The organism is Bifidobacterium sp. W8112 (genome assembly GCF_016101425.1).
In the GTDB taxonomy this organism is placed as follows: Bacteria; Actinomycetota; Actinomycetes; order Actinomycetales; family Bifidobacteriaceae; genus Bombiscardovia; species Bombiscardovia apousia.
Map to the genome: position 1 here is coordinate 102,271 of NZ_JACFQN010000002.1, position 12,801 is coordinate 115,071.

The window sequence follows — 12,801 nt, forward strand, 5'->3', positions numbered from 1 at the left end:
TGGGCCGATGTTCAGCCCTGCGCTTGCTCATCCGGGGCGGGATCCATGGAGGAGGCGTCGCCTCGGATGAAGGCCAGGGCCTGCTGCAGCTGCGGCGGCTGGATGAGCACCTCGCGGGCCTTGGAACCCTCCGACGGCCCAACGATCCCCCTCGACTCCAGCAGGTCCATCAGCCTCCCTGCCCTGGCGAAGCCCACACGCAGCTTGCGCTGGAGCATGGAGGTGGATCCGAACTGGGTGGTCACCACCAGCTCGGCCGCCTGGAGCAGCTCGTCCATGTCGTCGCCGATCTCCTCCTGGATCTCGTTCTTGTGGTCGGCCTTGTCGGCCATCTGCTCGATGTCCTCACGGTAGTGGGGCTTGCGCTGGGTGCGCACATAATCCACCGCCTTGCGGATCTCGGACTCGGAGACCCAGGCCCCCTGGACGCGGGTGGGTTTGGCCTGGCCCATGGGCAGGAAGAGGGCGTCGCCCTGGCCGATCAGGGTCTCGGCGCCGGTGGCATCCAGAATGACCCGGGAATCGGTTGAGGAGGATGTGGCAAAGGCCAGCCTGGAGGGGATGTTGGCCTTGATCAGGCCGGTGACCACATCCACCGAGGGCCGCTGGGTGGCCAGGACCAGGTGGACGCCGGCGGCACGCGCCAGCTGGGTGATCCGCTGGATGGAGCTCTCCACGTCATTCTTGGCCACCATCATCAGGTCGGCCATCTCGTCGACCACCACGACCAGGTAGGGATACGGGGCCACCTTGCGGTTGGAGCCGGCGGGGGCGTGGACCTTGCCCTCGCGCACGGCCTTGTTGAAGTCCTTGATGTGCCGGAATCCGAAGAACTGCAGGTCGTCGTAGCGGGCGTCCATCTCCTTGACCACCCATTCCAGGGCCTGGGCGGCCTTCTTGGGCTCGGTGATGATGGGCGTGAGCAGGTGGGGAATGCCGGCGTAGGCGCTCAGCTCCACGCGCTTGGGGTCCACCATGATCAGGCGGACCTGTTCCGGCGTGGCCCGCATGATCAGCGAAACCAGCATGGAGTTGATGAAGCTGGACTTGCCCGAACCCGTGGCGCCGGCCACCAGCAGGTGGGGCATCTTGGTCAGGTCGGCGGTCACATAGTGGCCCTCCACATCCTTGCCCACGGCGGTCATCATGGGGTTGTCGTCCTGCTGGGCCTTGTCGGAGCGCAGCACGTCGCCCAGGTGGACGATCTCGCGGTCCACGTTGGGAATTTCGATGCCGATGGCCGACTTGCCAGGGATAGGCGACAGGATGCGCACGTCCGAGCTGGCCACCGCGTAGGCGATGTTGCGCTGGAGGTTGGTGACCTTCTCCACCTTGACGCCCGGGCCCAGCTCCACCTCGTATTGGGTGACCGAGGGGCCGCGCAGGAAGCCGACCACCTTGGCATCCACGTCGAACTGCTGGAAGGTCGATTGCAGGGCCTTGATGACCGCATCGTTGGCCGAGGTCCTGACCGCGTGGGGCTTGCCCTTGACCAGCAGGTCCGTGCTGGGCAGCACATAGGGCCGGCTCTCGTCCACCTGGCGGTCGTCGGAGGAACCTGACGCTTCTGCAGCCTGGGTTCCGGCAGCCTGGTTCCCTGCGGCCGGAGCGGGCTGGGCATCCATCTGCACGGTGTCGGCAGCGGCTGCAGCAGCGGCCCAGGGGTCCGAGGCCCCCACGCCGGACAGGGCAGCCGGATCCACCTTGGGTTGCCCCTGCTCCCTGGCATCCACGAGGGCGGCAGTGGCAGGGGCCTCCACCGCGGGCATGTTCTGCGTGGGCACCTGGTCACCCTGGTCGGCCTGGTCAGCCCCCTCCAGCGAGGCCGCCTGGGAGAAGGGCTCGTCAGCCTCGTAACGCTCAAGATGGGTGTCCGTGTCCTTGCCGATGCGGCCATGCAGCAAGCGACTGAACCAGCCGGCCACCCCGCCTCGGCCGGAATCCCTGGCATCCTCCTGGTCCGACTCCTGGTGGGCGGGCACGCCGGGCGCCAGAGGCAGGGTGTCATCCCCCAGCCTGACCTCGTTGGGAGCGGTCTGCGCCTGAGCCGAGCCGGAGGCATGAGTCCTCTTGCCGCGCAGCAAGGCGACCAGGTCGCTCATATGGAATCTGAAGGTGATGAAGAGGCCGAAAATCGCCACGAGGACGAAGATGATGACGGCGAAGACCTTGGACAGCCCCCAGGCCAGAGGCGACCCCAGGAAGAACCCCAGAAGGCCGCCTGAGCCGCTGATGGCCCTCATGTCGAAACCACGATGGTCCGAAGCCATGAGCACGTCCAGAATGGAGCAGACCGACCAGAGCACTACCATGAGGCCGCCCACCACAGGCAGGTTGCCGGCCTCGCGCCCGGTGTAGCAGACCAGCCGGAAGGCCGCGAAGAGCAGGACCACCGGCAGGATGATGCTGCAGAGCCCCAGAACGCCCGCAGCCAGGGCATGCAGCCCCCGCCCCAGGAAACCGTTCACGCGGAACCATTCGCTGGCACTGAAGAGCACGGCCAGGATGACCAGCACGAAGCAGAGCCCGTCCTTGCGGTAGGCGGAGTTGTCGCCGTTCTTGCCGGCCACGGCGCGCACCAGGGACCCCAGGCCCCGGGGCAGGGCCAGCAAGGCCTTGTGCCAGAAGGGTTCCGGGTCTTGGCTGTCCTTGGCTGCGGTCCGGCCGCGACCGCGTGCGTCTGCTTGCTGCTTACGTGTCATAACCCTTTCAGCCTACCCAGAACCCCGGTCCGCGCCGGGCCCGCCGGGTCAGTGTGCACAACTCTTTCAGACGGTGGGCCGCCAGGGCTAGCATCGTTGGCATGACACCAGCCGAACGTCAGAGCGCCGTGGCCTTCGCCCTGCGCAACCTGCTTCTGGATGACCGTCATCCCAGTCCTTCGGCCCTGCAGGCAGCCAGCGACTTTACGGCGGGCAGGAAGCAGACTGAGGCTCTGGCCGACCAGGCCCGGCGCTTGGAGGCCAAGGCGGATGCCCTGACGGATGCCCTCTTTCTGCGGACCATCCTGGTCTGTCAGCGGCCTTGGGCGACCGAGGGCGATCTTGCAGAGCTGCGGGCCATCCACCGCCGGCTGCTGCCCAGCCTGCCGGAAGAGCAAGCGCTGCGCCGACCTCAACCAGACGACAACACCAGCCTGTACCCGGCGGCCATGCTGGAGCAGGGAGCTGCGGCCATCGGCCAGGAGCTGGCGGCCGAACGCAACCTGGCCAGCCTGGACCGTCCGGTCTTCGTGGAGCGCCTGGCCCATTACTACGACGAGCTCTCCTGCCTGCACCCCTTCGCCGACTGCGACGGCATGACCCTGCGCATCTTCCTCTCACGCCTGTCCCACGATGCAGGCTGGGACCTGGACTGGGGACGGGCTGATCCGACCGCCCACCGCCGGGCCCTCCAGCGGGCGCTCCGGGGCAACACCGACGGCCTGCAGGCCCTGATCGCAGGCATGGTCCGCCCGGTCAACCCAACCAGGATATTTCTGATCGCCGGATGGGACCAGGGCCCAGCCCACTGAGCCGACACCCTCAGCCCGGCAGCCTCAGCCTGCCAGCCGCTCGTTGCCGCTGCGCTTGGCGGCCTCGATGATCTGGGCACTCTGGTTGATCAGTTCTGTCGCCCCGGCCTGGTCGTGGTCGCGGACGTGACCCCAGTATTGTATTTTGAGCTGCACATAGCGCTTCCGCGCCTGCAGGTCGGCCATCCGCTGGTCCAGCCGCCGTCCCTGCTCGTCCAGGAGTTCGATCTGCCGTCCGGCGGCCTGGGCTCCCCCAGCGCGGTTGCCCAGATACTCCCGCATGTGCTCCAGGGACATGCCCGTGGCGCTCAGGCAGGAGATGGTCTCCAGCAGATCCAGATCCTCCTGGCTGTAGCAGCGGTGGCCGCTCGAGGGATCCCTGGCGATGGGCGGAATGATGCCGATGGTCTCGTAATAGCGCAGGGTGGTCTCCGGCATCCCCGACATGAGCGAGGCCTGGCGGATGGTGTACCAGGGCCCTGATTCCTGGTCGGGCTGGCTTTGGGCGGTCTGGGTTTCAGCCTGGGGCTGCGTGATGGTGGTCATACCCGTCCAGCCTAGGAACTTCAAGTACTTGAAGTCAAAGCGCGCCCAGATGGTGTCGGGTCACCCTCCCCTGGTCCGACTGGTCGGCCTGGGCGTCCGCCTGGTCGAAGCAGCCTTGGTCGGCCTGGTCCACCAGGTCCAGGGCCTGCCGGGCCAGGTCCGGGGCCAGGGCATTCAGCCAGTGGATGCGCGGATCCCGGCCGAACCAGCCCATCTGCTTGCGGGCCAGGCGCTTGGTCTTCTGCGCTATCAGCTCGAAGGCGGCATCCAGGTCGGTGCGGCCGTCCAAATAGTCCAGAATCTGCTGATAGCCCAGGGCGCGTGAGGCCGTGGTTCCCAGGCGGTTGCGCAGCCCGCTCACCTCATCGACCAGCCCCTGGTCCCGCATGGCCTGGGTGCGTCGGTCGATCCTGCGGTCCAGCTCCTCCCGGGGCAGGTCCAGCCCCAGCTGCAGGGCGGGCAGCAGGTAGCGGTACCGGGGCAGACTGGCCGAATAGGGCCGTCCGGTGATCTCCATGACCTCCAGAGCCCGCACGGTCCGCCGCACATTCCGAGGGTCCATCCTGGCCGCAGCCTCCGGGTCCCGCTCCTCCAGCTGGCGGAAGAGCAGCCCGGGGCCCTCCTTTTGGGCCCGCTCCTCCAGCCTGGCCCTGACCGCCGGGTCGGTGCCGGGGAAGGACAGATCGTCGATGACCGCCCGGGTATAGAGCCCGGAGCCGCCGACGAGAATGGGCCGGATTCCCTGCGCCCGCAGGTCGGCTATCAAGGACCGGGCCATGGCCTGGAAGCGGGCCACGCTCATGGCCTCCTCCGGCTCGATGATGTCGATCAGGTGGTGGACCACCGCCTGCCGCTCCCCTGCCGAAGGCTTGGCCGTGCCCACATCCATCCCCCGGTACATCTGGTAGGCATCGGCATTGACGATATGAGCCTCCTGCCCGCGCGCCTGGAGAGCCTGTGCCAGGGCCACGCCCAGGGCCGTCTTGCCCGAGGCTGTGGGACCCACGATGGAGACGATGCGGGGTTCAGCGGATGACATAGACCTGCCCCGCCCGGGGATCCGGGTCAGCGATCAAATAGTGGGGCCCGGCCTGGGTGACGGTGCAGGTGACCAGGTCCCCGGGCTTAGGCGCAGGCATCCCCTGGGGCACGCCGACGTGGACCAGCACCCCAGTGCGCTCATGCCCGGTCACCCGATGGGTGCTGCCGTCGTGCCGACCGTGCCCGTCGCCGATCAGCACTTCCACCTCTTTGCCCAGAAAGTCCTGCATGTGCTCCATGGTGATGGACTCCTGCAGGGCCTGCAGCCGCTCGAACCGGTCCTGGACCACGGCCTTGGGCAGCTGGGACATGCGGGCGGCCGGCGTGCCGGGCCTGGGCGAATACTCAAAGATGAAGGCCGACGAGAAGCGCGCCCGGCGCACTACATCCATGGTGGCCTGGAAGTCCTCTTCGGTTTCCCCGGGGAAGCCCACGATGATGTCGGTGGTGATCAGGGCATCGGGCATGGCAGCCCGCACCTTGTCCAGGATCTGCAGAAAGCGCTGGGACCGGTAGGAGCGCCGCATAGCCCGCAGAATCCGGTCTGAGCCCGACTGCAGGGGCATGTGCAGCTGGTGCATGACCGTGGGCGTCTCGGCCATGGCGGCGATCACATCGTCGGTGAAGGCCGCCGGATGGGGCGAGGTGAAGCGGATCCGCTCCAGCCCGGGCACCTGTCCGCAGGCCCGCAGGAGCCGGGCGAAGGCGTAGCGGTCCCCCGTGGACCAGCCGTAGGAGTTGACGTTCTGCCCCAGCAGCGTCACCTGGCGGGCACCGGAGCGCACGCAGTCCTCAACCTCCTGCAGGATGTCGTCCATGGACCGGTCCCGCTCCCGCCCGCGCACCGAGGGCACGATGCAGAAGGTGCAGGTGTTGTTGCAGCCGACCGATATGGACACCCAGGCCTGCGAGCGCGAGGCCCTGACCGCCGGCAGCCGCCCGGGCAGATCCCGCAGTTCCTGCGTAACCCCCACCTGGGGCCGCCCGTCCTTGCGGGCCTTGTCCAAAAGCCCGGGCAGTGAGCCGATGTCCCTGGTGCCGAAGACCGCATCCACCCAGGGCGCCGCCTTCACAATCCGCTCCCGGTCCTTCTGGGCCATGCAGCCGCCCACGGCGATGCGCGTGTCGGGCTTGTGCTGCTTGAACCTGTGCCAGCGCCCGATGGTCCCGTACATGCGCTGGGTGGCGTTGTCGCGCACGGCGCAGGTGTTGAGCACCATCACGTCCACCTCGCGCGCGCGTACCTGCTCGGGCGTGGCCTGCTGGTAGCCCTGGGCCCGGAGCACCCCGGCGATCCGCTCGGAATCGTGCTCGTTCATCTGGCAGCCCAGGGTCCGCACATAGTAGACGCCCCTGCTGTCCTTACGCTGAGCGGTCACGCTCATGCCCTCGCCTGCTTCCATAAGCCCTGATTGTATGCGCAGGTCGGGTCCCGCGGCCATCGGGGCCTGTGCGTACCATGAGTCATGGTTACGAACGGCAGCATGGGAGGTTCATGTGATACTCGACCGTAACAGTGCCATGAGCGCATCCGAAATGAAGCAGCGACTGTCGGACTTGGACGAAAAGGACCGTCCCAAGCTGGACATCGACGAGATAACGGAATTCGTCAATCTCATGCAGACCTACGAGGGGGCCATGTACGAGATTTCGACCAAGCTGGACGTACTGGACACGGAATTCCAGGTCCGTTTCAGCCACAACCCCATCCACCACATGGAGCGCCGGCTCAAGAGCGTGGACTCCCTGATCGGCAAGCTGCACCGCAAGAACCTGCCCGTCACCATCCCCTCGGTGCGCGATCACATCTTCGACGTGGCCGGCGTGCGCGTCATCTGCAACTACCGGGACGACGTCTACTCGGTCTCCCGCTACCTCTCCGACCAGTCGGACATCCAGGTGCTGAGGGTCAAGGACTACATCCGCAACCCCAAGATGAACGGCTACCGCAGCCTGCACGTCATCTACGCCGTGCCGGTCTTCCTGACCTCGGGCCCCCACTACACGCCGGTCGAGGTGCAGTTCCGCACCATCGCCATGGATTACTGGGCCTCCCTGGAGCACCAGCTGCGCTACAAGTCCGACCTGCCCGACGCCCGCCTGGCCGAGCATTCGCAGACCCTGCTGGACTGCGCCCGCTCCCTGCAGAACATCGAGGTGCAGATGCAGTCCATCCACCGCGACATCTCAGGTTCGCCCCAGGAGCAGGAGGCCGACGACGAAGCCATCAGCGGCAATGCCGATTAGCTGAATCGTCACAAATCCTTTACCATAGAAACCAGGCCAGGTGGAAGGGTTGGGGCTTCCGCCGGGTCCCAGGAGGAGGCCCCGCCTGCAAGGTCGGGTCTCCTCCTGTACCACCATCCTTCAGAAGTCGAAGTTGTCGGGATCCGCACCGGTGCGCTCGTCCCTGTTCATGGCGGTGATGGCCTTCATATCCTCATCGCTCAGCTCGAAGTCGAAGACCTGCGCGTTCTGCTCGATCCGCTCCTTGTGGGTGGACTTGGGGATGACGATGACCCCGCGCTGCAGGTGCCAGCGAAGCACGATCTGCGCCGGGGAACGGTCGTAACGCTCGGCCATGGCCTTGAGCCTGGGGTCGGCCAGCAGGTTGCCGCCGGTGCCGCCCAGGGGGCTGTAGGCCTCCACATCCACGCGCAGGGTGCCATGGCAGTAGTCGATCAGGTCGTCGTTGACGAACTGGGGCGAGGACTCGATCTGGTCGACCGCCGGCTTGGTGCCGCTGATGGTGTGCAGCTCGTCCAGGTGGTGCTTCTGGAAGTTGCAGACCCCGATGGCCCGCACCCGCCGCTGGGTGTAGAGCTCCTCCATGTCCTCCCAGGCCTGCTGCCAGCCCTTGGCGGGCCAGTGGATCAGGTAGAGGTCCAGGTAGTCCACGCCCAGCCGGTCCAGGCTCTCCTTGAAGGCTTCCTTGGCCCGCCCTGCACGGATGTCGTCATTCCAGAGCTTGGTGGTCAGGAAAACATCCCGCCGGTCAACCCCGGAGCGGCGCAGACCCTCCCCCACGGACTGCTCGTTGCCGTAGATCATGGCTGTGTCGATGTGGCGATAGCCAGCCTGCAGGGCCCAGGTGACGGCCTGGCTGGTGGCCTCGCCATCGGGTGTTTGGAAGACCCCGAGCCCCAGCTGGGGAATGCTGACCCCATTGTTGAGGGTGATGACGGTGTCGGTAACGTTTCCGGTCATATAGTCATGCTCCTTATCGGCCGATCAGCGGCCGTGACGTATTGTCTATTCATTCTATCTGCCAGGCAAGATGGGAGGAGCTGTTGCTTAGGCCTACCGCTGTGCATTTGCATCTCGTGTGTTGTTTTCTGGCTGGGTGGTAGGGTGAAAGGCGGGGGATGTCGAGAAGACGGCTGGCTTTTGTCGTGACTCATGCAGTCTGTTGCACGGGCTGGTATTGAGCAATAGGCGGCTTTCCGACAAGAAGAACTTTGTTATGCAAGCGGCGTTGATACCGTTTGGTGTTTGGTGAAGGGGTTTTGGTTTCATGCATCTGGTTTCCCGTCTGCGCCGCATCCTGGCGATGACGACCGTCCTGCTGGGAATGCTGGCCGGCCTGGGCGTCGCATCCGCCCAGGCGGACGCTCCCATCCTCACCGGGGGGGGGGGGTCGTCAGACCCCTCGCGTAGCTGAGCAAACCCCCGGCATTCCCCCCAGCAACACTCCAGAAACCCCGCTATCCTCGCCATCGCCGATACAAGCTGCCACACCGTTAAACCCAACAGCAAATCCAGGAACCCCATCATCGACGACGGGAACACCTGGCAGCACAGATGCCGCCCAGGCCAAGCCAGCCGAAAAGAGGGATGGTCAGGCTTCGCACATAGTGCGTTTCGACCCGGCCGACGGCAGCAAACCCACACAGTCAACCGTGAAAACCGGCACCCTCGCCACACCCCCGCAACAGAACCCAGTGCGTGATGGTTTCCTGCTTGACGGGTGGACGCTCGACGGCCAGCCTTTCGACTTGCAGACCCCCATCCTCCAGGACACGACCCTGAAAGCCCAGTGGACCAAGACCACGGACTGGACGCTGAACCCGGACCACGGGCCCGCCACCGGCGCCCGGCTGACCATCAGCCCGCCCGACAGGCAGGAACCTCAGTTCACCAGCATCCAAGCCGCTGGAGACCGGTTCCTCGGCCTGGCCGGCGACGGGCGGATCTACACCTGGACGCAGGACAGCACACCCAAACCAGTTCCCTCCCCCACCCAGGCCCCCGACGGGTTCCACTACCTGCAGGCCGCAGCCGGCAGCCGCCGGCAGGCCGCGATCGGATCCGACCAGCGGATATACACCTGGGACAGCGGACAAGCAACGCCCGCCATCCTCGACACCGGCAAGGATGCCAGGTTCACCAGCATCAGCCTGAGCGACGACCTGCTGCTGGCGGTGGACCGGCAGGGCCGGGTCCACGCCTATCAGGCCAGCAAGGCCGACAGCCAGAACCCGGAACTTATACAGCAGGCCGCCATCAGCCTGCCCGGAAAGGCGCAGGCCGTCACCGCCGTCGCCTCCGCCAGCCGGATCCTCATCGTGGACGCTGACGGGCTAGCCTGGACCTGGGAGATGAGCAACCTCGGGAAAGCCAAGCCCGCACGCGTCAAGCAGGACCCGGGCATGCGCATCGTCCAAGCCCAGGCCCTCAGCCAGGGGTTCCTCCTCCTGGACGCGGACGGGCAGGCCCGGTACCTGCCAGACGGCACTGCCGCCATGATCCAGCTCAGCCTGCCGGACGGCGCGCAGGCCAGCTCGACCGCCGCCAACAAGGACCAGGCCGTCATCACTGATGCGGACGGCCACGTCTGGGCCTGGAAGCCCGGCAAGACCCCCAAGCGCGCGGACAGCAGGAACCAAGCCTACGTGCAGGCCGCCGCTGCCGGTAGCAGGATCAGCGCCATCAGCAGGCAAGGCGGCATGCTCGCGTGGAGCCTGGACGGGCAGGGCCAGGCAGGCCAGCCGGCCAGGATCGACACAGCTACAGCGCCCATCCTGGAATCAGCCAGCCTGGACGGCCAGGCGTTGCCGCTCACCAGGAGCAACGGCTCCTTGCGGGCGGACATGCCCGCCCGCAAGCCAGGGCCGGCCGCCATCCTCATCACGGGCAGGCAGGACGGGCAGCCTTTCGCCAGGAGCCTTGCGTACACGGTCGACCAGCCGCCGGCACGGGCTGCGGAACCAGGATCCGCGTTCACGGTCCGCTTCGACACAGGAGGCGGAAACCCCAAACCAGCAGACCAGACTGTCCCCGCCCCGTACGGCAGGGCGAAACGCCCCTCCCCCGACCCTGTACGGGAAGGCTACCTGTTCGACGGATGGTTCACCGGTCAGGTCGCCTATGATTTCAGCAGGCCCGTCGACAAGGACCTGACCCTGGCCGCCCACTGGACGCCGGCAAGCCGGAACAGCAGGTGGAGCATCAGCCCCGACAAGGGCAGCCAGCTGGGCAGGGAGCCTGCGACCATCACCCCGCCCGACAGCGCCAGCCGGGGCATCAGATTCAGCCAGGTCAGCGGATCAGCAAACTCCAGCTCTGGTTTTTCCTTGGCGGTGGGCAGCGACGGCAACGCCTACGCCTGGGGATACAACGGCAATGGCCAGCTCGGCGACGGGACGAGAGACGACAAGCATGCGCCGGTCAGGGTGAGGACGCCCGACCGCAACACGTACCCGGACCTGCCAGCGGACTTCACCTACATGCAGGCCAGCGCCGGAGGCTATCATTCCCTGGCCGTGGGCAGCGACGGCAACGTTTACGCCTGGGGATCCAACTACAATGGCCAGCTCGGCGACGGGACAACCGTCAGCAACCGGTACACGCCGGTCAGGGTGAAGACGCCCGACCGGAAGACCTACCCGGACCTGCCAGCGGACTTCACCTACCTGCAGGCCAGCGCCGGAGCCTATCATTCCCTGGCCCTGGGCAGCGACGGCAACGCCTACGCCTGGGGATACAACGGCAGTGGCCAGCTCGGCGACGGGACGAGCACCACACGGTATGCGCCGGTCAGGGTGAAGACGCCCGACCGGAAGACCTACCCGGACCTGCCAGCGGACTTCACCTACCTGCAGGTCAGCGCCGGATACCTGCATTCCCTGGCCCTGGGCAGCGACGGCAACGCCTACGCCTGGGGAAACAACGGCAGTGGCCAGCTCGGCGACGGGACGAGCACCACACGGTATGCGCCGGTCAGGGTGAGGACGCCCGACCGGAAGACCTACCCGGACCTGCCAGCGGACTTCACCTACCTGCAGGTCAGCGCCGGAGGCGATCATTCCCTGGCCCTGGGCAGCGACGGATACGCCTGGGCATGGGGATGCAATTCGTCTGGTAACCTCGGCAACAACAGCTACAGCGAATCGCATGTTCCTGCGCGCGTGCGCGACCCCGCCAGCCCCACCGACACGAGCCAAGGACTGCAAGCCGAACAGGTCAGCGCCGGATACCATCATTCCCTGGCCGTGGGCAGCGACGGGAACGCCTGGGCATGGGGAGACAACACCTATGGCCAGCTCGGCGACGGCAGCACAAACAGCAAGTCGGCTCCTGTGCCGGTGTCGTTCAACCTGGCTCTGGTGATCACCGGCGTCAGATTCGACCAGACCCCCGCATCAGGGCTGACGCGCGGCGACGGCGGCAGCGTGAGCGTGTTCACGCCCGCGCACCAGCCGGGCATGGTCACGGTCAGCGTGGACTACACGCTGGGCGGCACACCCCAAACGCCGGACACTACCCTCAGGTACACATACCTGCCAGCAGGCGTGCTCCCCAAGGCAGGCGGGGAAGGCATCCTGCTCGCCCTGGCCACCGGCATGACCGGCATGGGCGGAGTGCTGGCATCCCGCCGCCACCGGAGGGAACAACACCAACTGTCACACGCTTCGCACGAGTAAGAACGGCCGGGCGGCGTATCAATCCCCCCGCCCCCGGCCCACATAGGGGAGCAGGGAGGACAAGTGCCACACAAGGCTCAACCCCAAGAGAGCCCGACACTTTCCTCCCGCGCCCCCACCACACTCCGCCCAGCCTGCAAAGTCTGGACGGCACATCAGGAGAGGGGGCAACCGCCATGGCGGGATACGGGCATGCAACCACCCCGCCATGGCGGCCATCCCCGCCTGATCCTAGCCAGCCCCTTTCATGCAATCTCATAATTGCCCTACGCAGCCGACTATGCCCAATTACTGCAATCACAGCCGTAGGGCGTTCGGATCCGGCTTGTGTGTTGCTTGTCAAACCGGTGGTATGGTGAAAAACAGGGGTAACGGGAAGACGGCTGGCTTCCGCCACAGTTCCTGCAATCCGGTGCAGGTCCGGCGTTGAAAGACAGGACGGCTTTCCGGCAAACAAGACATTGATCAGCGGGCCGCTGGCTCCGCTTGGTGTTGGTGAAGGGGTTTACGAGTCATGCATCTGGTTTCCCGTCTGCGTCGCGCGTTGGCGATGATGACCGTCCTGCTGGGCCTGCTGGCAGGCCTGGGTGTCGCGTCCGCCAATGCGGCGGACACTCCTGTACTCACCGGGGGGGGGGGGTCGTCAGACCCCTCGCGTAGCTAAGCAAACCCCCAGCATTCTCCCCAGCAACGCAAAAAACACTCCACTGCCCTCGCCATCACCGCTGACACCTTCCTCGCCACTGAGCTCCACGACACCAAGCCCAAATGCCCCGC

At 66.3% G+C, this 12,801-nt stretch carries 10 protein-coding genes; 5 read left to right on the plus strand and 5 right to left on the minus strand.

The window, feature by feature from the left end; genetic code table 11:
- Positions 1-11 precede the first annotated feature (11 nt).
- Positions 12-2,702: an FtsK/SpoIIIE family DNA translocase gene (locus H3T92_RS04855; protein ID WP_198189464.1), complete on the minus strand. Its 2,691-nt coding sequence runs from the start codon at positions 2,700-2,702 to the stop codon at positions 12-14.
- Positions 2,703-2,803: 101 nt separating this feature from the next.
- On the opposite strand from H3T92_RS04855, the gene H3T92_RS04860 reads away from it, so the two are divergent.
- Positions 2,804-3,514 carry a Fic family protein gene (locus tag H3T92_RS04860; protein WP_198189465.1) on the plus strand — a complete coding sequence of 237 codons (711 nt, stop codon included), beginning with the start codon at positions 2,804-2,806 and terminating at the stop codon, positions 3,512-3,514.
- A 24-nt stretch (positions 3,515-3,538) separates the two neighbouring features.
- Here H3T92_RS04860 and H3T92_RS04865 read toward each other — a convergent pair whose 3' ends face one another.
- The 3 genes from H3T92_RS04865 to miaB are packed head-to-tail and all read right to left on the minus strand — an operon-like array spanning position 3,539 to position 6,504.
- A complete protein-coding gene (locus tag H3T92_RS04865) occupies positions 3,539-4,060 on the minus strand; it encodes a MerR family transcriptional regulator (protein ID WP_198189466.1) in 522 nt (173 codons plus the stop codon).
- A gap of 34 nt (positions 4,061-4,094) precedes the next feature.
- On the minus strand, positions 4,095-5,099 hold the full coding sequence (gene miaA, locus H3T92_RS04870; RefSeq protein ID WP_198189467.1) for a tRNA (adenosine(37)-N6)-dimethylallyltransferase MiaA: 1,005 nt from the start codon (positions 5,097-5,099) through the stop codon (positions 4,095-4,097).
- Entirely contained in the window at positions 5,086-6,504 is a 1,419-nt protein-coding gene (gene miaB / locus H3T92_RS04875) for a tRNA (N6-isopentenyl adenosine(37)-C2)-methylthiotransferase MiaB (RefSeq protein ID WP_232342004.1), read from the minus strand. The genes miaA and miaB overlap by 14 nt, the downstream gene beginning before the upstream one ends.
- A 133-nt stretch (positions 6,505-6,637) precedes the next feature.
- Here miaB and H3T92_RS04880 point away from each other — a divergent pair, with 133 nt between their 5' ends.
- Positions 6,638-7,348 carry a GTP pyrophosphokinase gene (locus tag H3T92_RS04880; protein WP_045924161.1) on the plus strand — a complete coding sequence of 237 codons (711 nt, stop codon included), beginning with the start codon at positions 6,638-6,640 and terminating at the stop codon, positions 7,346-7,348.
- Positions 7,349-7,468: 120 nt separating this feature from the next.
- Here H3T92_RS04880 and H3T92_RS04885 read toward each other — a convergent pair whose 3' ends face one another.
- Complete coding sequence (locus H3T92_RS04885; RefSeq protein WP_024627855.1) at positions 7,469-8,308, minus strand: aldo/keto reductase; 840 nt, start codon at positions 8,306-8,308, stop codon at positions 7,469-7,471.
- Positions 8,309-8,615: 307 nt separating this feature from the next.
- Between H3T92_RS04885 and H3T92_RS08190 the strand changes: the two genes are divergently transcribed.
- The 3 genes from H3T92_RS08190 to H3T92_RS04895 all read left to right on the plus strand — a co-directional run bounded on the left by H3T92_RS08190 (position 8,616) and on the right by H3T92_RS04895 (position 12,688).
- A complete protein-coding gene (locus H3T92_RS08190) occupies positions 8,616-8,762 on the plus strand; it encodes a hypothetical protein (protein WP_229132988.1) in 147 nt (48 codons plus the stop codon).
- 193 nt (positions 8,763-8,955) lie between these two features.
- A complete protein-coding gene (locus tag H3T92_RS08315) occupies positions 8,956-12,024 on the plus strand; it encodes an InlB B-repeat-containing protein (RefSeq protein WP_332460643.1) in 3,069 nt (1,022 codons plus the stop codon).
- Positions 12,025-12,538: 514 nt separating this feature from the next.
- Positions 12,539-12,688 carry a hypothetical protein gene (locus tag H3T92_RS04895; protein ID WP_198189469.1) on the plus strand — a complete coding sequence of 50 codons (150 nt, stop codon included), beginning with the start codon at positions 12,539-12,541 and terminating at the stop codon, positions 12,686-12,688.
- The last annotated feature ends 113 nt before the right edge of the window (positions 12,689-12,801 follow it).